Genomic DNA, 22,979 nt, shown 5'->3' with positions numbered 1-22,979 from the left:
GTTAAGGAGAGCAATATGTTAATAATCAATTTAGTGGGCTTAGGGTTAATTGTGTTAATTATTTGGTGGTTTTGGTTATACAAAGCGCCATCAACTCAGGTGAGTGATGAACAATATAAAAGTGAAATAACGGTAGTGGTTGCAGACGGAATTTATCAACCGGCACATATTTCATTGCTTGAAGACAAACCACTGGTCATTACATTTATTCGCAAAGATGCGAGTCCTTGTGCGGCAACTGTGCTATTTCCTGATTTAGAAATTAGTGCAGATTTACCGTTAAATAAAGCGTTTTCAGTACAATTACCAGCGATGAAAAAAGGTGAATATGCCTTTCATTGTCAGATGAAAATGTATAACGGCACTATTGTTGTTAAGTAAATATAGCCCAATGGAGTTTGGGTATTATGACCGATTTAGATGAGAGTGTTGATGTGAGAGAAAATAGCTGGGTAGTTAGGTCTATTAGGTTTTTCAATTCTTGGCTGAGACAAGGCTTTGTTTAGCGAAAAGAAGCCAAATTTTTATTTAACTTCTGATTTGATCAATTTTAATTTTGATGACATTGAAGAAATTATTTAACAATATGTTCAACATCAAGCTTGGCGTTGTTATACCACAACGCCAAGTTCGACTATCATAAAATCTTAATCTTACAGCGGCGAAACTTAGCCGTGTATATCTATCTCTATATCGCTGGTAGGCGTTGAACAGCAAGTGAGAATTTCATTGTCGCCGATAAAAGCCAAGGGGAATTGAGCGTACTCAACCGTGCCTTTTTTTAACAAACAACGACAAGTACCACAAAATCCATCTCGGCAATGAAACTGTGAGTCAATATTTTTTCTTTCTAACGCATTGAGAATATTTTTGTCTTCATCGAGGAACATTATCTTCCGTCCCTCGACGGTAATATTAAAAGCCATCAATACTATAAATTATAAATCGAAGTCGTCAAAATCATCACTTGATACTGATGAGTCAACTTGTCCAACTAAGTAGCTAGAAATTTCAGTTTCTTGTGGCGCTACTTGTACATTGTCACTCACTAAATAGGAATTCATCCAAGGTAATGGGTTACTTTTTATATCAAATGGTGCATCAAAGCCAATGGCAGTTAAACGTTGATTACTAATATATTCAATGTATTGCTTTAAGATAGCAGCGTTAAGACCAATCATTGAGCCGTCTTTAAATAGATAATCAGCCCATTCTTTTTCTTGCTCTACTACATCCATGAAAATTTCTTTACCTTCTTCACGCAAGGTTTTAGAAATTTCTTGCATTTCAGGGTCGTCTCGACCTGACATCCAGTTATTAAGAATATGTTGTGTACCGGTTAAATGCAGTGCTTCGTCTCGGGCAATAAGTTTAATGATTTTTGCATTACCTTCAAGTAACTCACGTTCTGCAAAGGCGAAAGAACAAGCAAAACTAATATAAAAACGAATAGCTTCTAAGGCATTGACCGAACAAATGGCTAAATATAGTCGCTCTTTCAATTTACGTTCGCTAACCTCGATAGTTTTACCTTCAACCTGATAACTACCTGGGCCTTGCGACTGTAATAATTGTGTGGTGATAATAACCGAGTCAAAATACTTTGCGATGCTGGTAGCACGCTTCAAAATTGACGGATTCACCATGATGTCGTCAAACACTTCACTAGGGTCAGTAAATAAATTACGTAAAATATGGGTGTATGAGCGAGAATGAATAGTTTCACTAAAAGCCCAAGTTTCAATCCATGTTTCGACTTCAGGCAATGAAACTAGTGGCAATAATATCGTGTTAACTGAACGTGCCGTTATTGAATCGAGTAACGTTTGATATTTTAAATTAGATATAAAAATATGTTTTTCAGAGTCAGTTAGACTCTGCCAATCGGCACGGTCTTTTGATACGTCAATTTCTTCTGGACGCCAAAAAAATGATAATTGTTTTTCGATCAGTTTTTCAAACGCCATAAAACGTTGTTGATCGTATCGTGCAATATTAACACTGTTTCCCAAAAACATTGGCTCTAACAAGGCATTGTTAGCTGTTTGGTTAAACGTAGTGTACGACATTTATATCTCCTAGAAATAGCGCCGTTTGAGGCGCGATATTTCATCTTTTAATAGTAATTAAGCTGATTTTTATTAGTTTTTATGCCAGATATATAAATTGGCAAAAAAAGAGGAAAACTAGGTGTTCTCCTCTGGTGGTGCTTTATATCTTACATGCGCCGCCGGCACAATCGTCTTCAGCTTCTATTAGGTTGTCGTCAGCACCATCACGTGTGTTGTGATAATACATCGTCTTAATACCAAGCTTGTAGGCGGTTAAAATATCTTTTAATACTTGTTTAATTGGCACTTTGCCACCTTCAAAACGAGAAGGGTCGTAGTTGGTATTAGCTGAAATAGTTTGATCGATAAACTTTTGCATAATGCCAACTAATTGTAGATACCCTTCATTACTTGGAATGTTCCAAAGAAGTTCATAATTATCTTTTAATTTTTCATATTCAGGTACAACTTGCTTTAAAACACCATCTTTACTGGCCTTAATACTGATTAAACCCCGAGGCGGTTCAATGCCATTAGTTGCATTAGAGATTTGTGATGAGGTTTCAGACGGCATTAATGCTGATACGGTTGAGTTTCTAACGCCATGTTTTTTAATACTAGCGCGCAACGACTCCCAGTCTAAATGTAAGGGTTCAGCGGTAACATTATCGATTTCTTTTTTGTAAGTATCGATAGGTAATATACCTTGAGATAAACGCGTTTCATTAAATTTAGGGCAAGCACCTCGTTCAATAGCTAACTGATTTGACGCTTTTAGCAAGTAGTATTGAATCGCTTCAAAAGTACGATGAGTTAAGTTATTGGCACTACCGTTTGAGTAGTAAACCCCATTTTTTGCTAAGTAATAAGCGTAGTTAATCACACCTATACCTAATGTACGACGCCCCATAGTGGCGGTATGTGCTGCCGGAACTGGGTAATCTTGATAATCTAACAAGCTATCTAAAGCACGTACGGCTAAGTCAGCTAGACCATCAAATTCGTCAAGGCTTTTAATAGCACCTAAGTTAAACGCTGATAATGTACATAGGGCAATTTCACCATTGGGATCATTAACATCTTCCATCGGCTTGGTGGGTAAGGCAATTTCTAGACATAAATTACTTTGACGAATTGGTGCCACAGTGGGGTCAAATGGAGAATGTGTATTACAGTGATCAACGTTTTGTAAATAAATACGTCCTGTACTGGCGCGTTCTTGAGCAAATAAAGTGAACAGTTCTATCGCTTTAATACATTTTTTACGAATTGAATCATCAGCTTCGTATTGAACATAAAGCGCTTCAAATTTTTCTTGATCTTCAAAGAATGCATCGTATAAACCAGGTACATCACTTGGGCTAAACAAAGTAATAGATTGACCTTTGATCAAACGTTGGTACATCAATTTATTAAATTGTACGCCGTAATCTAAATGACGAACGCGGTTTTCTTCAACACCACGGTTATTTTTAAGTACGAGTAAACTTTCAACTTCTAAATGCCAAAGTGGATAGAACAGGGTCGCTGCACCACCACGAACACCACCTTGTGAACAACTTTTCACAGCGGTTTGAAAGTGCTTATAAAATGGAATACAACCGGTATGAAATGCTTCGCCATTGCGAATCGTGCTGCCTAATGCGCGAATACGACCAGCATTGATACCAATACCAGCACGTTGAGAAACATACTTAACAATGGAACTTGAGGTAGCATTGATTGAATCTAAACTATCGCCACACTCAATCAATACACATGATGAGAATTGACGAGTTGGGGTACGTACACCGGCCATAATAGGTGTTGGCAACGAAATTTTAAAGGTAGAGATAGCATCATAAAAACCTTTAACATAATCTAAGCGCGTTTCTTTCGGGTATTTAGCGAACAAACAAGCTGCGACTAAAATATAAAGAAATTGTGCACTTTCATAAATTTCACCGGTGACACGATTCTGTACTAGGTATTTACCTTCTAACTGCTTTACGGCTGCGTAACTGAAATTTAAATCACGGCCGTGGTCCATAAAGCTTTCTAACTGTTCAAATTCGTCAGCAGTGTAATCAATTAATAAATGCTGATCGTATTTACCTGCCTCTACTAGTTGTACGACATGTGGGTAAAGCTGAGGTGGCTCAAACTGACCGTATGCTTTTTTGCGCAAATGGAATATAGCTAAGCGCGCTGATAAATATTGATAATCAGGTGTTTCTTCTGAGATCAAATCAGCCGCTGCTTTAATAATAGTTTCATGAATGTCAGACGTTTTAATACCATCATAGAACTGAATATGAGACTTCAGCTCAACTTGAGAGACCGAGACATTGTCTAGGTCTTCAGCAGCCCAAGCAATTACTTTATGGATTTTTTCTAAGTCTATGAGTTCTTTTGAACCATTGCGTTTTGTGACAAAAAGTTTGTTAGTCATGCAGTACCTGTAAATCTGTTTGTTGTTATAAATACCCAAAATAGATGGATATAATGTTAATTGCCTCAAGATGATATTTACACAAGGTAAATTGTATTTCATTCAAAATACCTTTGAATGAAAAATGCACTATATCTTGGGGTTTTTAAGAAACTAATCACAAGATAGTGCGGTTTGTGTGATATTGCAAGAATAAAAGTTGTCGAATATTGGTTGCTTTTTTGACAGTGAAAGTTCTGTTAGTAACAACTAACTTAGTAGCTCTTTTCAATTTTGATTTTTCTAAAACGCAACGGTTATTTTAATTTTTTTTTAGCCCTAAATTATTTTAAGTTATTTTTTAGAGTTTATATGACTAAAGAGAATATTAAAAATATAAACCTTAATATTCAATGGCTTATATTTTTGGTTGATTCTTGGGCGCATTAATTGACGAATGATTATTTTATCAACGCTAATAGATGATATTTTGATGCTATTAATTAAAACGCTAGTGAATAAGGAGGAGGGATTAGCCACGAAAGCGTGCTGTTTTTAATATTTATACTCATTTGGTATTAGGCTAGATTTACTGTCAGTAAAACCGGTTAATCGCTTAATGTCATCAGCAAAGTAAAGCTGCACTGAAACTAACAAAGTAGTGCAGCTTATCATTCAGTATCGGTTAATAATTCAGTATCAGTTAATAAAGCTGAGTAGGTCTAATGGTGTAGCGATGATATGATCTGCTTGCCAAGTTTGACAATTTTCGTTGCTAAGAATATATCCCCATTTAGCCACGAACGTAGTCATTTCAGCGCGATTACCGGCTTGGATATCACGTAGAGCATCGCCAACATAAAAACACTGCTTATTATCAACATTAATTTGCTGACAAGCGTGTAATATTGGCTCAGGATCAGGCTTTCGTTTAGTTAAGGTGTCACCCCCGACCATAACAGCACAGTTTGCCAACTCAGAGTAATAAGGTAAAAGCAGTTTTGTTAAGCCCTCAGGTTTATTGGTGATAATACCCCAAGGTATATTGTTGGTTTCTAATTTTTTCAGTAATTGAGCAACGCCTGGATACAGGCAGGTATGCTCAGCAATATTTTCTTGATAGTAATGGAGAAATTGTTGACGTAAAACTTCATAGTCATATTGTTTAATGGCTGAGCCAAAACCTAGGTTTAGTAATCCTAAAGCACCGTCTGAAGCAATAGGGCGATAATCTTTTGCGGCGACAGTGGGCTTATTGTAATGGCTTAAAACATGATTTAATGCCGCGCCTAAATCATCAGCGGTATCTAATAGTGTGCCGTCTAAATCAAAAAGTACACTGGCAAGTTGCACAGTGGAATGATGGGGAGTTGACATAATATCGCTCTATTTCGTTATAATTATTTTTATCGGCGGGGTAGCGGCGAAAATAAAATTTTATTAACGCGTTAATTTGCACCCATGCTATTTTAAACGGCAGTTTCAGCGTTAAGCTAGCACAGCTAAACGCGTTGACAGCAAAGAATATAGTTGACATCAAGTGATGAGTTTAACTTATGATTTTCAGTCAACGGATTATAGTGAATACCGGCGGCATCGATGCATTTTAGCTCATACGACTCAGCCCATGCTATTAATGTTGATGGGCGAATAAAACTCTTGTGGTCATGAGTGCCATTAGGCACAAGCTTCAAAATCTTCTCTGCTACGACTATCGCCAATAAATAGGCTTTTAATGACTTATTCAGGGTAGAGAAAAAAACAAAGCCACCGGGTTTAACCATTTGAGCACAAGCCTTTATAATAGATTCGGGATCAGGCACATGTTCGAGCATTTCCATACAAGTAACGACATCGTAGTGTTGTGGCTGTTGTTGGGCTTTTTCTTCGGCGGTTATTTTTTGATAGTCGACACTAACACCGGCTTCTAAAGCATGCAGCTTGGCAACATTTAAGGGCGCTTGTCCCATATCAATGCCAGTAACATCAGCACCAAGTTGCGCAAGGCTTTCTGCTAAAATACCACCACCACAGCCGACATCAATTATTTTTTTTGCAGAAATATCGCCGACATGCTGGCAAATAAACTGTCGGCGCAAAGGATTAATTTGGTGTAGAGGCTTAAAATCACCATCAAGTTCCCACCATTGGCTAGCAACTTGTTCAAATTTAGCGATTTCGTCTGGATTAACGTTTAAAGGATTAGACATAACTACCATCGTTGTTGGTCTTTTAATATTATCGATTCTAAAGCAATAATTACTGCAAGCCTAGTGTGAAAGTTGATTGACCTTAAATCGACAGCAAAAAAGGTGATTTTTTATTTGTAATCTAATTGCTAGTAGCACATTGCTTTGTTTTTTCTCAATCAGGTCGTAGGTATATCAATGACAATGATGGTAAAATAAGTGCTTGAATATGAGATATGTTTAACACCCTAATAAGCGCTAATATTTTTAGGTATAGGCGCTTGAATTTAGCTGATAAATACCTCTAAAATCAAATCCATATTATTGTTGTGGTTAATATCGAGCATTTACTTGAAACTTTACCTTTTTAACGGCAAGATTAAGCCATACAAAGCGGTAGGGCATGACAAATATTTATGCTAGTATGCTGTGTTAATTATAAATATAATAATTTCGAAATTTTCTGAATTAGATTTACGTTAAGGGATACCATCAATTTATGACCGATTTGGCGAATAATATTGCTCCTGTCAATATTGAGGACGAGCTAAAAAGCTCCTATTTAGATTACGCGATGAGTGTAATCGTAGGTCGTGCATTACCAGATGTACGTGATGGCTTAAAGCCAGTGCATCGTCGCGTACTTTTTGCGATGAACGTGTTGGGTAACGACTTTAACAAGCCGTATAAAAAATCAGCACGTGTTGTTGGTGATGTTATCGGTAAGTATCATCCACATGGTGATACTGCTGTTTATGACACTATTGTTCGAATGGCGCAGTCATTTTCATTACGCTACATGCTTGTTGATGGCCAAGGTAACTTTGGTTCTGTTGATGGTGATTCAGCAGCGGCTATGCGTTATACCGAAATTAGAATGTCGAAAATCGCTCATTCTATTTTGGCTGATTTAGACAAGGAAACTGTTGATTACGTTGCCAACTACGATGGCACAGAAATGATACCAGCGGTAATGCCAACGCGCATTCCTAACCTACTGGTCAATGGTACCTCAGGTATCGCAGTAGGTATGGCAACTAATATTCCTCCTCATAACTTAACTGAAGTTATTAATGGTTGTTTAGCTGTTATAGAAAATGACGATATTAGCTTTGAAGAATTATTAGAATATATTCCCGGTCCAGACTTTCCAACAGCGGGTATTATCAGTGGTCGAGCGGGCATTCAAGAAGCTTATCTTACTGGCCGTGGTAAAATTAAAATTCGTGCTCGAGCTAGAATCGAAGTTGATGAAAAGTCGGGTAAAGAAACCATTGTTGTCTACGAATTACCTTACCAAGTTAACAAGGCCCGTTTGATTGAAAAAATGGCCGACTTGGTGAAAGAAAAACGTTTAGAAGGTATTTCTGCTTTACGTGATGAGTCTGATAAAGACGGCATGCGTATGGTAATAGAAGTGAAACGTGGTGAAGTGGGCGAAGTTATCTTAAATAACTTATATAAGCTTACTCAAATGCAAGTTTCATTTGGTTTAAATATGGTGGCATTGACCAACGGTCAACCTAAACTATTTAACCTGCGTGAAATGATTGATGCCTTTGTTTTACACCGTCGTGAAGTGGTCACACGCCGAACTATCTTTGAATTGCGCAAAGCACGAGAACGCGCACATTTATTGGAAGGTTTGTCGATTGCACTTTCTAACATCGACCCCATTATCGCATTAATTAAAAAATCACCAACACCAGGCGAAGCAAAAGAACAATTATTAGCTTGTGGCTGGGACTTAGGTCTTGTGGCTGACATGTTAGCTGCTGCCGGTGATGACGCTGCACGTCCTGAGTGGGTTGAAGAAGAGTTTGGTATTCGTGATGGACAATATTTTTTAACGCCACCACAAGCACAGGCGATACTTGACTTACGTTTACATAAGTTAACGGGTTTAGAGCACGAGAAAATTTTAAGTGAATATAAGGTATTATTAGATGTAATTGCTGAATTACTTTATATCTTGGCAACACCTGCTCGCTTAATGGAAGTTATTCGTGAAGAGCTTGAAGCGATTCGTGATGAATTTGGTGATGAACGTCGCACTGAAATTACGAATGCCTCACATGACTTATCTATGGAAGATTTAATCACCGAAGAAGATGTGGTGGTAACGCTTTCTCATGAAGGTTATGTTAAGTATCAAATATTAAGTGATTATCAAGCGCAACGTCGCGGCGGTAAAGGTAAAGCAGCAACGAAAATGAAAGAAGAAGACTTCATTGAACGTTTACTGATTGCCAACACACATGACACCATTTTATGTTTCTCTGACCGCGGTAAACTTTATTGGTTAAAAGTATACCAGTTGCCATTAGCAAGTCGTACCGCTCGTGGTCGTCCAATCGTTAATATTTTACCGCTTGATAAAGGTGAACGTATTACGGCTATTTTACCTGTACGCGAATACGAAGAAGATAAATACATCATTATGGCAACAGCGTCAGGTACGGTGAAGAAAACCGCTTTGACCGCTTATAAAAATCAACGTGCTAATGGTATTATTGCGCTGAATTTACGTGATGATGATACTCTCATTGGTGTTGCTATTACTGACGGAACTAACGACATTATGTTGTTCTCTGACGCTGGTAAAGTGGTTCGTTTTAATGAAAAAAGACGTGACAGTGAAACAGGCGAAATAAAAATTGATCCTGAAACAGGTCTAGAGCAATGGGCATTAAAACCTATTGGTCGTACAGGTACTGGTGTTCGTGGTATCAAGTTAGAGGGTGAACAAAAAGTCGTTTCTTTAATTGTACCTACCAATGATGGTCCGATCATGACCATTACTGAAAATGGCTACGGTAAGCGTACGGCATTAGATGAGTATCCTGCGAAGAGTCGTGCAACCAAAGGTGTTGTTTCAATTAAAGTCAGTGAACGCAACGGCCCTGTTGTTGGCGCGGTACAAGTTGAAGAACAAGACGAAATCATGCTGATCACAGATAATGGTACCCTAGTGCGTACTCGTGTTAGTGAAGTTAGTGTTATTGGTCGTAATACTCAAGGTGTTCGTATCATTCGTACCATGGAAGGTGAGCATGTTGTTGCCTTACAACGTATCGATGAAATAGCAGAAGTTGAAGTATTTGAAGAAAACGAGGATGGCGAGCTAGTGCCAATTCAAGTTATAGAGGGTGAGCAAGTAAACGCGCCTGAAACTGATATTGATATAGAGAGCGAAAGTGAAGGCGATGAGCCAACACTCAATAATGACGATACGCCAGAGTAACTGTCGTTAATTTATAAAAAGGCGGTTATAACCGCCTTTTTTTATGCGTAAAATTTAGCCATTTAATTAGCTTGATAATGGTTATATCAAATTCTATTTTTGAATTGATGCTACGTACCAAACAGGTATGCTAGTAGCGGTTAAATTTCATGTGAATTTTTACAGTGGTTATCATACCAATTTGATTAATTAAGCCAGTTACTTATTCATTTTCATCATTAAAAATGAATAAGTAACTAATTGGGTAAAATACCCATGCCATTAAGTTATTGCCCACTTTTGCTCGTTACAATAGCCCAAGGCTGTGTTGTTCATATAAAGGTGAGTACTTAGGTTTAGTTTGGAACAATAAACCTGTGCCTTGATTTGTTTTCCTGCGCACAACAAGATCACAAATTTGATGGAACTGGTATAATATCGTGAGATAATAGAATAACTTGCTATTGATGACCTAATGTCAGGCCAATACTAATTTAATAAGTTTAATAAATAAGGGTGTAGTGTTAAATGTCTAGTGTTTACAATTTTTGCGCAGGTCCTGCGATGTTACCTGTCGATGTAATGAACAAAGCGCAGAGTGAATTTTTAAATTTTGCCGATACCGGTAGCTCTGTGATGGAACTGAGCCATAGAAGTAAAGAGTTTCTTGTTGTTGCAGGACAAGCTGAAGCAAATTTACGTAAGCTGATGGCTATTCCTGAAAATTATAAAGTGCTTTTTTGTCATGGTGGAGGTCGTGGTCAGTTTTCTGCTGTTGCCTTAAACTTGTTGGGTGAGACTAAAAAAGCAGATTATATCGTCAGTGGCTCTTGGTCTAAATTAGCGGCAGAAGAAGCCAGTCATTACGGCAATATTAATGTGTTCAATGCCATAGAACATATTGATGGCGTTCAACGTATTAAACCCAGTAGCGAATGGCCCATTAGCCCAGATGCCGCCTATGTGCATTATTGCCCCAATGAAACAGTAGACGGCATCGAGATTTTCGAGGTGCCAAATACCGGTAATATCCCCTTGGTTGCTGATATGTCGTCAACTATTTTGTCACGTGAATTTGACGTCAGCAAATTTGGCTTGATTTATGCCGGTGCGCAAAAAAATATTGGCCCGTCGGGTTTAACTATAGTTATCGTACGTGAAGATTTATTGGGTAAGGCGCATTTAGACACCCCATCAATTTTGAACTATGAGATACAGGCTAAAAATGGCTCAATGTATAACACACCACCCACTTATGCTTGGTATTTAGCGGGTCTTGTTTTTGACTGGTTATTAGCTAAAGGCGGCGTTAGTGCCATTGCTGAAATTAATCACCATAAAGCGCAGTTACTTTATCAATATATTGATCAAAGTACTTTTTACAAAAACTCAATAGTGCCAGAAAATAGAAGTTTGATGAATATACCTTTTTGGTTAACGGATGACAGCTTATCTGCTGAATTTGTAAAACAAGCTGAAGCTCAGGGTTTAACTGCCCTGAAAGGCCACCGCATGGTTGGTGGAATGCGAGCGAGTATATATAACGCTATGCCAATAGAAGGCGTGCAAGCATTGATTAATTTTATGGACAGCTTTGCTCAACAGCATTAAGTGTCAACATTCAATAATATAATGAATATAGCAGCCTAGTGAAGCAATGGCCTAGGTTAAGCGGGAAGTTTCCGTAAAGGAAAGATTTAACTGGAATCATAATGTCAAACCTAGAAATTAAAAAAAATAGTACCTTAACAATAACGGCTAAACCTGGCCATAAAGTCAGCGGAGATATTTTAGTACCGGGTGATAAGTCCTGTTCTCATCGCTCTATAATGTTTGGCGCGCTTGCTGAAGGTACCACGCATATTAGTGGTTTTTTACCGGGTCAAGATTGCTTGGCAACGATGAATACATTTAAAGCTATGGGCATTGAAATTGAAGGCCCAGATAGCGAACACAATGTTACCGTTCAGGGTAAAGGTTTACATGGTTTAACCAAACCAGATGGACTATTAGATATTGGTAACTCAGGCACATCCATTAGACTACTTTCAGGTATTTTAGCAGGCCAACGGTTTGAAACTCGTATGGCTGGCGATAATTCTTTAAACAAACGTCCAATGGGGCGAGTGATCACACCCTTACAACTTATGGGGGCTAATATTACCGCCGCTAGTGACGGCACGCCCCCAGTTGTGTGTAGTGGTTTAGCCGCAGATGAAAAACTTAATGCGATTGACTATTTATTACCCATGGCCAGTGCACAAGTAAAATCTTGTGTGTTATTGGCTGGTATGTACGCAGATGGCACAACATCTGTGACTGAGCCTGGCATTACGCGCGATCATACAGAACGCATGTTAACGGCATTTGGTTATCCGGTTAAGTCGATAGAAACTGAACAAGGTAAGAAAATATCCATTGAAGGTGGTCACAAGTTAACCGCCTGTGATATTCAAGTGCCGGGCGACATATCTTCCGCTACTTTCTTTATGGTCGCGGGCTTAATTGCCAAAGAAGGACAAATAACTATTCGTAATGTTGGGATGAATCCCACACGCATAGGTGCCATTAATATTTTACAGCAAATGAATGGAGAAATACTTGTTACAAATGAACGGTTAGCGGGAGGTGAACCTGTTGCCGATCTTGTGGTATCATCTTCGCCGCTTAAAGGTATCGATATTGATGAACGTGATGTTCCACTTGCTATAGATGAATTTCCAGCAATATTTATTGCTGCGGCATGTGCAACGGGTATGACACGATTAAGAGGTGCTGAAGAATTACGTGTTAAAGAAAGTGACCGTATTCAAGCAATGGCAGATGGCTTAGTTGAGCTAGGTATTGATTGTACCGTTTACCCTGATGGTATCGATATTACTGGTGGCCAGCTAACTTCAGGTACGGTTGAAAGTCATGACGATCATCGTATCGCTATGTCATTTGCTATTAGCTCTCTAAGAGCTACAGGTGAAATAACAATTTTAGAGTGTGACAATGTGGCGACCTCGTTTCCAAATTTTGTTGCATTAGCAAACCAAGTAGGATTGACGTTAATCCCAAGTAACTAACACCTTATTGTGTTAGAAAAAAGTCAGCTAGGAAGAATTGAATGAACCAACAAATCCCTGTAATTACAATTGATGGACCAAGTGGTGCGGGTAAAGGTACCGTTGCGCGTATTCTCGCTGAGCAACTAGGTTGGCACTTATTAGATAGTGGCGCCATTTATCGTGTATTGGCCGTAGCAGCTCAGCACCATAATATTAGCGTAGAAGACGAGCAGTCCTTATTACCTGTAGCAGCGAATCTTGATGTACAGTTTCAAACCTGTAATGAAGGTGAAGGTAAAGTCATTTTGGAAGGCGAAGATGTATCTAACGCCATTCGTACCGAAGAAATAGGCGCTCTAGCATCGAAAGTTGCTGCGTTTCCTCGCGTACGTGAAGCTTTACTGCGACGCCAGCGTGCTTTTAAAGTTGGACCTGGTTTAGTTGCTGATGGTCGTGACATGGGCACTATAGTGTTTGTTGATGCGCCAGTTAAAGTTTTTTTGACTGCCAGCGCTGAAGAAAGGGCGCAAAGAAGATTTAATCAGTTGAAAGAAAAGGGCTTTGATGTTAAAATAACGCGCCTTTTGGATGACATACGTCTGAGAGACGAGCGAGATCAAAACCGCAAGGTGGCGCCGCTTGTTGCTGCAGAAGGTGCGTTAATTATTGATTCTACTGAACTTTCTATTGAAGAGGTGGTTAGTAAAATCCTCTCATTTAGCAATGAAAGATTAATGCAAACTGAACATTAACCTATCGCCTACTGTAAGGATGCACTGGGCAACTATTTAATTACCCCATGAAACAATGACGTTGACTGGATTAATAACTGAGTTTATATACAAGTTATGACTGAAAATTTTGCACAACTATTTGAAGAAAGCTTAAAAACGATCGAAACACGTCCTGGTTCTATTATCAAAGGGACTGTAGTCGCCATCACAAAAGACAACGTTTTAGTTGACGCTGGCTTAAAATCTGAATCTGTTATTTCAATCGACCAATTCAAAAGCCTTACAGGCGAAGTAGAAGTCTCTGTTGGTGATGAAGTTGATGTATCGCTTAAAGCTACAGATGATGGTTTCGGTGAGACTATTCTTTCTCGTGATGACGCTAAACGTCATGAAGCATGGCAAGTGCTTGAAAAAGCATATGAAGAAAAAGAAACTATTATCGGTGTTATCAACGGTAAAGTTAAAGGTGGCTTCACAGTTGAAGTTAGCAATATCCGTGCTTTCTTACCTGGTTCACTAGTAGACGTACGTCCTATTCGTGACACTACTCATCTTGAAGGTAAAGATTTAGAATTTAAAGTTATTAAGCTTGATCAAAAGCGTAATAACGTAGTTGTATCTCGTCGTGCTGTTATCGAATCAGAAAGCAGTGTTGAACGTGATGAACTATTAGCTTCTCTTGCTGAAGGCATTGAAGTTAAAGGTATTGTTAAGAATCTTACTGACTACGGCGCATTCGTAGACCTAGGCGGCATTGACGGCCTACTTCACATCACAGATATGGCTTGGAAACGTGTTAAGCACCCAAGTGAAATCGTAAATGTTGGTGATGAAATTCAAGTTAAAGTATTGAAATTCGATCGTGAGCGTACTCGTGTATCTCTAGGTATGAAGCAGTTAGGCGAAGATCCATGGGTTGCTATCGCTAAGCGTTACCCTGAAGGCGCTAAGCTTACAGGTCGCGTAACTAACTTAACTGACTACGGTTGTTTTGTTGAGATTCAAGAAGGCGTTGAAGGTCTAGTTCACGTTTCTGAAATGGATTGGACTAACAAAAATATCCACCCATCTAAAGTTGTTAACTTAGGTGATACAGTTGAAGTTATGGTGCTTGAAATTGACGAAGAACGTCGTCGTATTTCTCTTGGCCTTAAACAATGTATCCCGAACCCTTGGGAAGAGTTTGCTAAGAACTTCAACAAAGGCGACAAAGTATCAGGTAAGATCAAGTCAATTACTGACTTTGGTATCTTTATTGGTCTTGACGGCGGCATTGATGGTCTTGTTCACTTATCTGATATTTCATGGGCTGGCGGTGAAGAAGCTGTTCGTGAATACAAGAAAGGTGATGAGATTTCAGCGGTAGTATTACAGGTTGATCCAGAACGTGAACGCATCTCTTTAGGTGTTAAACAAACTGAAGATGACCCGTTTAATCAATATCTTGCAGATAACAAAAAAGGTGCTATTGTTACAGGTAAGGTTATTGAAGTAGACGCTAAAGGCGCTAAAATTGAATTAGCCGAAGGCGTTGAAGGTTACCTTCGTGTTGCTGATATTTCACGTGAACGTATCGAAGATGCGACTACTGAATTATCTGTAGATGACAGCGTTGAAACTAAGTTTGTTGGTGTTGATCGTAAGAACCGCACTATCAGCTTATCAATCAAAGCTAAAGATCAAGCAGACGAGCGTGAAGCTATGGATACATTGAACCAAGCACCAGAAGAAGAATCTGGTCTTAGTGCAATGGCTGAAGCGTTTAAAAACGCTAAGATATAATTCCTAGCTATACCAAGAGAAGAAGAACTACATTAAAGTAGTTCTTCTTTATTGTTTAAATCCGATGGCGCGAAGCTATAGTGAACACTGGAGGTCACATGACCAAGTCAGAACTCATTGAAAGATTAGCAGATAAATTAAATCATTTAGCTGCGAAAGATGTAGAACAAGCTATTAAAGAAATTCTTGAAATGATGGCGCACACTTTGTCAAAAGGTGAGCGTATTGAAATTAGAGGTTTTGGCAGCTTTTCGTTGCATTATCGCGCTCCTCGTGTGGGACGGAACCCAAAAACTGGCGAGTCTGTCGAGCTTGACGGAAAATATGTTCCACATTTTAAACCTGGTAAAGAATTACGTGAAAGAGTAAATCTTTCAATCGCGTAATTGCAGAATTTATGACTAAACGGCATGCTATCAGCATGCCTTTTTTTTGTGTTGTTTTGGACGAACTATTATGCGCCTTTATATTACTGTTATTCTTTTTCTTATCTTACTTGCCATTGCATTTGTTTTTGGTAGTCAAAATGATCAAGTACTGACCTTAAATTATTTGATTGCAAAAACTAATCTTTCAGTTGCTGCAGCCGTCAGTTTATTTACCTCAATAGGTTTTGTGTTAGGATTGTTATTTGCTTTGTTTTGGAAGCTGCTTGGCATGATAAAGAGCAGCAAAAATAATCAACTGAATACGGAGAAGAAGTCTTAGTATGCTAGGATTATTATTCTTATTGTTACCAGTTGCTATGGGCTATGGTTGGTTTATGGGACGCAATAGCGTTAAACAAAACGACCATTCAGCTACACAAGAACTTTCAATTAAATATTCTACTGGATTAAATTATTTATTTTCGAATCAACAAGATAAAGCGATTGATTATCTACTTGAAGCGTTAAAAGTTGAAGATGATACCGTAGAAGCTCACTTTGCCATGGCAAATTTATTTAGACGTCGCGGTGAGCTTGATAGAGCACTGAAAGTGCATGAGCATTTAGTGCGCCAAAAACACTTACCTAATAGTGCTAAACAGCAAGCGGTATTTGAATTAGCAAAAGACTTTCTTAGCGCCGGATTATATGATCGCGCTGAAGCGATGTTTCATAAATTACTAAAATCAAAAATTTATGGTTTGAAATCGCTAAGCTCCTTAATGAAGATTTATCAATCAACAAAAGATTGGCAACAAGGTATTGCGCTTAAAAAAGCCATCGCAAAAACTCGTGACACAAAACTCTTACATACCTTAGCTAATTTCTATTGTGAACTTGCTACTTTGGCATTAGAAAAAGATGAATTTATTGAAGTCATTGAGCTATTAGATAATGCATTAAGTCATGATCCTAATTCATCTCGAGCAAATTGGTTGATGGCACAAATATATGAAAATCATCAGCAATATAATGAAGCCTGCCAATGTTATAAGGCTATTTATGAGCAAGATAAAGAATTTTTTCCCGATGTAATAGATAAAATGTTTATTTGTTATCAAGCACTTGATGCTGAAGAAGAGTTTTTCCAATTTATCAGAAAGGTTTATGAAGAAACGGGTGCCACATCAGCGCTTATCAAATATTTATCACATATAGAGCAAGTTAAGGGTGTTAATCAGGCGAAAAAATTTATCTTAACAGCATTAAATCGCCGACCCACTATCCGTGGTTTCAAGTATTTTGTGAAAATGCAAATGAATGATGGCGAGTCTGAAAATACCTCTGAAAATCTTGAAGTGATCCGTGAGCTTGTTTCAGCCTATCTAAATGTTAAGCACCGCTATAGTTGTAGAAGTTGTGGTTTTAATTCTAGCACCCATTATTGGTCATGTCCTTCATGCCATGATTGGGAGCAACTTAAACCTATACGGGGTTTAGATGGCGAGTAATGCCACACTCTAGTACTCCAATTTTACAGTGTTAGCAGATCAAGCCTAAAATTTTTGACTTGCTGATGCAAATGACAAAACATAATAATTAACAATATTTACTTAGTAAGGAAAACAGCATGAGAAATGCAAAAGTCGTTGTGGCGTTAGATTTTGATAACAAAGATGAGGCATTATCTTTTGTAGATAAAATTCAGCCGAGTGATTGTCGATTAAAAGTAGGCAAAGAAATGTTTACTCATTTTGGCCCTGATTTTGTTAAAGAACTTGTTCAGCGCGATTTTGACGTGTTTCTTGATTTAAAATTTCATGATATCCCTAATACTGTTGCGAAAGCAGTTGTAGCCGCTGCTGATTTAGGGGTTTGGATGGTTAATGTACACGCTTCTGGTGGTCTTAAAATGATGGAAAAAGCCAAAGCGGCTTTATTGCCCTATGGAGATAAGGCACCTTTATTGATTGCGGTTACGGTTTTAACCAGTATGGGGCCAGAAGATCTTGCTGGAATAGGTATTACTAAGTCACCGGCTGAACATGTACTGGATCTAGCGTCGTTAACTAAAAAAGCCGGTTTAGACGGTGTTGTTTGTTCAGCAATGGAAGCCGAATCACTAAAGCAATTATTAGGTAAAGACTTTAAACTAGTCACACCAGGTATACGCCCAGCAGGGAGCAATGCCGATGATCAAAAACGTATTATGACACCTCAACAAGCAATAGATGTTGGCGTAGACTATTTAGTGATTGGTCGACCGATCACTCAAGCTGAAAATCCACAGGCTGTATTACAAGAAATTAACCAATCAATTAGTTAGTTTTAACTATTAACTTGTATTTATCACCCTATCTATTTGACAAATAACGATAAGACTTCTAAACCTAATAAGGTGAATTATTATTTATGATAATTCATTTATATGGAAATTCATTTTATTAGAAGGAAGGTCTTATGAAAAAGCATATCTGTTATTCTCTTGTTATCTTATTTACGGTAATGTCATTGTCACTTCAAGCGGAAGGCTTCAACGAAACGCCAGCCGTTATTTCATCTCAAGAAATACAAGTTATTGATATTAATAAAGCGGATATTGAAACTTTAGCGTTATTAAAAGGTGTGGGAGAAAAACGAGCAAAAGCAATCATCGCTTATCGAGAGTTAAAGGGTGAATTTAAATCTCTTGGTGATTTAAGCCATGTTAAAGGTATAGGTCAGCACACATTAGAGCTTAATAAAGGCAGGATTAAGTTGTAATGATTGATAATTATGCACGAGCAGTGGAATAATTAAGATTAGATAATATAGTGCTAAAGGTGACAGTAAAAAGCCAGTCTATTGACTGGCTTTTTACTGTCTAGCTTAATCTTTACAACAAGCTATCTAGGGTCAATTCCATCATATCTTTGAAAGTTGTTTCACGTTCATCAGCTGTGGTTTGCTCACCAGTTTTAATATGATCGCTCACGGTTAATACCGTCAGTGCTTTTTTACCATACTCAGCAGCAACACCGTATAAACCTGCAGCTTCCATCTCAACAGCTAAAATACCGTACTTTTCCATTAAGGCAAACATTTCTGGGTTCGGTGTGTAAAATAAATCAGAGGTAAAAATATTACCTACACGAATTTTTTTACCAGTTTTTTCCGCTGTTTTTACCACGTTATGTAATAACTCAAAGTCAGCGGTAACGGCGAAATCACAGCCATTTAAACGTGAACGATTAACATTTGAGTCTGTGCTTGCGGCCATACCAACAATGATGTCGCGTAGTTTTATATCATCACGAACTGCGCCACAAGAGCCAATGCGAATAATACTTTCAACGCCATAGTCTTTATACAATTCTGTCGCGTAGATTGAAATAGATGGTATACCCATTCCTGAGCCCATCACTGAAACGGGTTTGCCTTTATAAGTACCCGTGTAGCCAAACATGTTGCGTACACGGGTGACACATTTTGCATCATCAAGAAAATTTTCTGCTATATATTTTGCGCGTAGTGGGTCGCCTGGCATAAGTACCGTTTTAGCGAAATCACCTGCGTTTGCTTCTATATGTGCTGTTGCCATGAGAGTTAACCTTTGTTAGTGGTGTTTCAATCACAGTAAGTTTTTAGCCATTGCTGATATATGGTATCAATTCAGCCGCTATCAAGGATGTTTTACTGATATGTCTTTTAAATATTTAAAGTGGAATTCTAACTGAAAAAGCGTTCGATGATCCAGTGATAACCGATGCCGCCTAAATAAATGCCAAAAATTCCGGCAATACCCGATAAAACAGGGGGTGCAGGTATGGGTAATTTCAGTAATGAAAATATCAAGCCCACAACAATACCTGTTATTGTCGCGATAATAACTTCGTACACGTGTTCTCCTAGTTGATTGTTAATTAATTATTTTAACTTAAGATCAACAATTACAACAATGAATTTGAGTTATTATTCAACACTTTTTGCTTTAACGCTGATTTCTCACTGTCTGATAAAAAGCTCGCTTTCAGCGAGTTTTCTTGCAGCTGCTTGATATCGTTATCATCAAAACCTAGGGTATTACGAGCAAGTTCATATTCATTTTTTAGCTCAATACCTTGTACCGCAGGGTCGTCAGTATTTAAACAAACCAATAATCCACGGGCTAGAAAGTCTTTAATGGGATGTTGACTTAAATCTTTAATGGTACCGGTTTGATAGTTTGAAGTTAAACAAGACTCAATGGCAATATCATGTTTTACCATATAATCCATAAGCTTCTCGTCGCGATGACACGCAACACCATGACCAATGCGCTTAGCATGCAATTGGTTTATTGCTTGCCAAATACTCTCAGGCCCGGCTGCTTCACCCGCATGGATAGTGGCATTTAATTGTGCTTTTTGTACTTGATTAAAATGATCAACAAACATTTCACCTGGAAAGTTGTATTCATCTCCGGCTAAATCAACCGCAATTAAATGTTGCTTATGAGTAAGCAGGGCGTCTAACTCTGCTTGGCACTTTTCTACACCAAAGGTTCGACTTAAAATGCCAATAAGGTTAATTTTTACGTCGTATAACTTACATGCTGCGTTAACGCCATCAATAACCGCTGCAACAACATCAGCAACCACAAGATTATTATTCATGGCCATGTAATAGGGTGAAAAACGCAATTCTGCATAATGAATACCGGCGTTAAAGGCATCTTCAACGTTTTCAAACGCTATGCGCTTACAGCCATCTAAGGTTTTAAGGACAGCAACGCCCCAATCAAGTTTACTGAGAAAAGCTAATAAATCGTTTTCACTGCCTTGTACTTGCACATGTGGAATAAAGGCTTCAAAGTCAGTTTCAGGCAAAACGATGTGATGTTGTTGTGCTAATGCCCAAATAGTTTTAGGGCGAATATTACCGTCTAAATGTCGGTGTAAATCAATTAATGGTAGCTGAGAATGCGTCATAGTTATTGGCAACCTAGATGAATGTGTTTGATGAAAAATACGACCAGAGTTTTCTACAATAAGCGTATTTATCTTGCTCTGATGTAAGATGATTTTATTATACCGTCTTTTTCGTATTTTATGTTGCTATTAGCGTGATAACACTGATAAATTAGCCAAGAGGCTAATCATCTAGGTGTCTAGACGTAAATATTGAGTAGCAATTATTCGCAGTATAAAGAGAAAAAATATGTTTGAGCAAACCGACGACGTTCGTATTAAAAATATCAAAGAACTTTTACCCCCTATCGCATTACTTGAGCGATTTCCTTCATCAGAACAAGCAACAAAGTCGGTTTTTGCTGGCAGAAAAGCCATAAGTGACATTTTTAATAACCAAGATGATCGTTTACTTGTGGTTATCGGGCCATGTTCGATACATGATCCCAAAGCGGCCTTGGAATATGGTGAGCGCTTAGTTAAATTGCGTGAAAAATATCAAGACACGCTAGAAATTGTTATGCGCGTTTACTTTGAAAAGCCAAGAACTACTGTCGGCTGGAAAGGACTTATTAACGACCCTTATATGGACAATAGCTTCCAACTTAACGATGGTTTACGTATTGGCCGTAAGTTGCTACTTGATTTAAATAACTTGGGCTTACCTACCGCCGGTGAGTTTTTAGATATGATCACCCCACAATATATGGCTGATTTTATGTGTTGGGGTGCCATTGGCGCACGCACGACAGAAAGCCAAGTTCATCGTGAATTAGCTTCAGGTTTATCATGTCCAGTTGGCTTTAAAAATGGTACCGATGGTACGATTAAAGTTGCTATTGATGCTATTGGCGCTGCTAGCGCTTCACATCATTTCCTTTCGGTAACAAAATATGGCCATTCTGCCATTGTTGAAACGGCAGGTAATGAAGATTGTCATATCATTTTACGCGGTGGTAGAAGCACAAACTTTGATGCCGATAGTGTTAAGTCGGTTACCGAACAACTTGATAAGTCAGGTTTAAATACCAATATCATGATTGATTTTAGTCATGCTAACAGCAGTAAAAAGTTTGAAAATCAAATGTTAGTTTGTCGTGACGTTTGCCAACAAATGAGTGCGGGTAATAAACAAATTTTTGGTGTGATGGTAGAAAGTCACTTAGTTGAAGGTCGTCAAGACTTAGCGCTTGGTGAAACGGGCACGTATGGCCAAAGCATCACAGATGCATGTATCGGTTGGCAAGATACTGAAACTTTGCTCGCCGAACTTGATCAAGCCGTTATTCAGCGCCGCACACTTTAGTCATGTTAATCAGCAATAGATAACAGAAAAATATAAACATAGGCTATTAATCACGCCAGTCAGTTAATTCCTGACTGGCGTTTTTCATTATAGCCAATTGATGACGTTGATTGCCCATCAGTGATAGTGAATTAACTGAGTTAATTAAAGCCAAAGAATTTAACATGCTGGTGACATATAGCCTTGTCATCAGCATGTTTATCGTTAAACTATAAATGTTCAAGATCTAAAAATTCATAAGTATAAAGAGGGTAAACCATGGCTGATAACAACACAGCAGAAGAAACTATATTTTCAAAAATTATTCGCCAAGAAATTCCAGCACCGTTACTTTTTCAAGATGATCTTGTTTCGGCGTTTCGTGATATTACTCCGCAAGCTAAAAGTCATATTTTAATTGTGCCTAATAAGCTCATTCCAACGGTTAATGATATTGAAGCAGAAGACGAGCTAACTATTGGTCGTATGTTTACTGTTGCGAAGAAACTGGCACAAGCAGAGGGCATAGCAGAAGACGGTTATCGTTTGATCATGAATTGTAATCAACACGCTGGCCAAGAGGTTTATCACATTCATCTACATTTAGTGGGCGGAGAACCGCTAGGTAGAATGCTAAACCCTAAGTAAACTAATTGCTTAAATAAGTATGTTATTAGATAAGGTTGATTACTTATTGCCCATAGCTCAAGTTAAGATAAGGCAATATAAAGTTTTTTTATTTAGGTTTTACGCTGTACTTTTAAACAAATATTGTTAGTATGCATATCGAACCAAGGGGTGCCTGAAGATTGTTTACAATTTTAATGGCTGAGATGCGAAGCGAACCCTTAGAACCTGAACCGGATAGTACCGGCGTAGGAATGGTTAAGCTAATCGCATTACCGTTATGTAACTTTATATTTTTTAGGCATTACTCGCTTGCTAACTATAATGCT

The 22,979-nt window shown here is 38.2% G+C and carries 21 protein-coding genes and 1 riboswitch; of the genes, 13 read left to right on the top strand and 8 right to left on the bottom strand.

Annotation, left to right across the window (positions count from 1 at the left end; all coding sequences use genetic code 11):
• The first annotated feature begins 15 nt into the window (after positions 1 to 15).
• Positions 16 to 381, top strand: a complete 366-nt coding sequence (locus H4J61_RS09395; RefSeq protein WP_182137871.1) for a cupredoxin domain-containing protein — start codon at positions 16 to 18, stop codon at positions 379 to 381.
• A gap of 287 nt (positions 382 to 668) precedes the next feature.
• On the opposite strand, the gene yfaE is transcribed toward H4J61_RS09395, so the two are convergent.
• The 5 genes from yfaE to ubiG form a co-directional block, all read right to left on the bottom strand.
• The gene (gene yfaE / locus H4J61_RS09390; protein WP_182137872.1) at positions 669 to 926 is read right to left on the bottom strand and encodes a class I ribonucleotide reductase maintenance protein YfaE; all 258 of its coding nucleotides are present in this window, start codon (positions 924 to 926) and stop codon (positions 669 to 671) included.
• 12 nt (positions 927 to 938) lie between these two features.
• Positions 939 to 2,069, bottom strand: a complete 1,131-nt coding sequence (gene nrdB / locus H4J61_RS09385; protein WP_182137873.1) for a class Ia ribonucleoside-diphosphate reductase subunit beta — start codon at positions 2,067 to 2,069, stop codon at positions 939 to 941.
• A 142-nt stretch (positions 2,070 to 2,211) separates the two neighbouring features.
• Complete coding sequence (nrdA, locus tag H4J61_RS09380) at positions 2,212 to 4,482, bottom strand: class 1a ribonucleoside-diphosphate reductase subunit alpha (RefSeq protein ID WP_182137874.1); 2,271 nt, start codon at positions 4,480 to 4,482, stop codon at positions 2,212 to 2,214.
• Between the two features lie 678 nt (positions 4,483 to 5,160).
• Positions 5,161 to 5,838, bottom strand: coding sequence for an HAD family hydrolase (locus H4J61_RS09375; RefSeq protein ID WP_182184863.1), 678 nt, complete (start codon positions 5,836 to 5,838; stop codon positions 5,161 to 5,163).
• 125 nt (positions 5,839 to 5,963) lie between these two features.
• Positions 5,964 to 6,671: a bifunctional 2-polyprenyl-6-hydroxyphenol methylase/3-demethylubiquinol 3-O-methyltransferase UbiG gene (ubiG, locus tag H4J61_RS09370; protein WP_182184862.1), complete on the bottom strand. Its 708-nt coding sequence runs from the start codon at positions 6,669 to 6,671 to the stop codon at positions 5,964 to 5,966.
• A gap of 478 nt (positions 6,672 to 7,149) precedes the next feature.
• Between ubiG and gyrA the strand changes: the two genes are divergently transcribed.
• The 10 genes from gyrA to H4J61_RS09320 all read left to right on the top strand — a co-directional run bounded on the left by gyrA (position 7,150) and on the right by H4J61_RS09320 (position 18,573).
• On the top strand, positions 7,150 to 9,894 hold the full coding sequence (gene gyrA, locus H4J61_RS09365) for a DNA topoisomerase (ATP-hydrolyzing) subunit A (RefSeq protein ID WP_182184861.1): 2,745 nt from the start codon (positions 7,150 to 7,152) through the stop codon (positions 9,892 to 9,894).
• A gap of 507 nt (positions 9,895 to 10,401) precedes the next feature.
• Positions 10,402 to 11,484 carry a 3-phosphoserine/phosphohydroxythreonine transaminase gene (gene serC / locus H4J61_RS09360; protein WP_182184860.1) on the top strand — a complete coding sequence of 361 codons (1,083 nt, stop codon included), beginning with the start codon at positions 10,402 to 10,404 and terminating at the stop codon, positions 11,482 to 11,484.
• Positions 11,485 to 11,585: 101 nt separating this feature from the next.
• A complete protein-coding gene (aroA, locus tag H4J61_RS09355) occupies positions 11,586 to 12,944 on the top strand; it encodes a 3-phosphoshikimate 1-carboxyvinyltransferase (protein WP_182184859.1) in 1,359 nt (452 codons plus the stop codon).
• 41 nt (positions 12,945 to 12,985) lie between these two features.
• Entirely contained in the window at positions 12,986 to 13,678 is a 693-nt protein-coding gene (cmk, locus tag H4J61_RS09350; RefSeq protein WP_182137880.1) for a (d)CMP kinase, read from the top strand.
• 96 nt (positions 13,679 to 13,774) lie between these two features.
• A complete protein-coding gene (rpsA, locus tag H4J61_RS09345) occupies positions 13,775 to 15,442 on the top strand; it encodes a 30S ribosomal protein S1 (protein WP_146879902.1) in 1,668 nt (555 codons plus the stop codon).
• Between the two features lie 98 nt (positions 15,443 to 15,540).
• Positions 15,541 to 15,828, top strand: a complete 288-nt coding sequence (gene ihfB, locus H4J61_RS09340; RefSeq protein ID WP_077286743.1) for an integration host factor subunit beta — start codon at positions 15,541 to 15,543, stop codon at positions 15,826 to 15,828.
• 70 nt (positions 15,829 to 15,898) lie between these two features.
• Positions 15,899 to 16,150, top strand: coding sequence for a lipopolysaccharide assembly protein LapA domain-containing protein (locus tag H4J61_RS09335; RefSeq protein WP_182184858.1), 252 nt, complete (start codon positions 15,899 to 15,901; stop codon positions 16,148 to 16,150).
• A gap of 1 nt (position 16,151) precedes the next feature.
• Complete coding sequence (gene lapB / locus H4J61_RS09330) at positions 16,152 to 17,321, top strand: lipopolysaccharide assembly protein LapB (protein ID WP_182137882.1); 1,170 nt, start codon at positions 16,152 to 16,154, stop codon at positions 17,319 to 17,321.
• Positions 17,322 to 17,440: 119 nt separating this feature from the next.
• A complete protein-coding gene (pyrF, locus tag H4J61_RS09325; RefSeq protein ID WP_182184857.1) occupies positions 17,441 to 18,136 on the top strand; it encodes an orotidine-5'-phosphate decarboxylase in 696 nt (231 codons plus the stop codon).
• 134 nt (positions 18,137 to 18,270) lie between these two features.
• Positions 18,271 to 18,573 carry a helix-hairpin-helix domain-containing protein gene (locus tag H4J61_RS09320; protein WP_182184856.1) on the top strand — a complete coding sequence of 101 codons (303 nt, stop codon included), beginning with the start codon at positions 18,271 to 18,273 and terminating at the stop codon, positions 18,571 to 18,573.
• Positions 18,574 to 18,685: 112 nt separating this feature from the next.
• Here H4J61_RS09320 and deoD read toward each other — a convergent pair whose 3' ends face one another.
• The 3 genes from deoD to add all read right to left on the bottom strand — a co-directional run bounded on the left by deoD (position 18,686) and on the right by add (position 20,759).
• Positions 18,686 to 19,390: a purine-nucleoside phosphorylase gene (deoD, locus tag H4J61_RS09315; RefSeq protein WP_182137885.1), complete on the bottom strand. Its 705-nt coding sequence runs from the start codon at positions 19,388 to 19,390 to the stop codon at positions 18,686 to 18,688.
• A 128-nt stretch (positions 19,391 to 19,518) separates the two neighbouring features.
• Complete coding sequence (locus H4J61_RS09310) at positions 19,519 to 19,689, bottom strand: XapX domain-containing protein (protein WP_182137886.1); 171 nt, start codon at positions 19,687 to 19,689, stop codon at positions 19,519 to 19,521.
• 50 nt (positions 19,690 to 19,739) lie between these two features.
• Positions 19,740 to 20,759, bottom strand: a complete 1,020-nt coding sequence (gene add / locus H4J61_RS09305; RefSeq protein WP_182184855.1) for an adenosine deaminase — start codon at positions 20,757 to 20,759, stop codon at positions 19,740 to 19,742.
• Positions 20,760 to 20,988: 229 nt separating this feature from the next.
• Here add and aroG point away from each other — a divergent pair, with 229 nt between their 5' ends.
• Both aroG and H4J61_RS09295 read left to right on the top strand, forming a co-directional pair.
• On the top strand, positions 20,989 to 22,044 hold the full coding sequence (gene aroG, locus H4J61_RS09300; RefSeq protein WP_182184854.1) for a 3-deoxy-7-phosphoheptulonate synthase AroG: 1,056 nt from the start codon (positions 20,989 to 20,991) through the stop codon (positions 22,042 to 22,044).
• Between the two features lie 258 nt (positions 22,045 to 22,302).
• Positions 22,303 to 22,671: an HIT domain-containing protein gene (locus H4J61_RS09295; RefSeq protein WP_182137889.1), complete on the top strand. Its 369-nt coding sequence runs from the start codon at positions 22,303 to 22,305 to the stop codon at positions 22,669 to 22,671.
• A 136-nt stretch (positions 22,672 to 22,807) separates the two neighbouring features.
• A riboswitch (TPP riboswitch) is annotated at positions 22,808 to 22,922 on the top strand.
• Positions 22,923 to 22,979 lie beyond the last annotated feature (57 nt).

This window comes from Colwellia sp. MB3u-4 (assembly GCF_014077065.1).
In the GTDB taxonomy this organism is placed as follows: domain Bacteria; phylum Pseudomonadota; class Gammaproteobacteria; order Enterobacterales; family Alteromonadaceae; genus Cognaticolwellia.
Note: the sequence above shows the minus strand (reverse complement) of the source record. Positions and strands in the feature narration are given on the sequence as shown.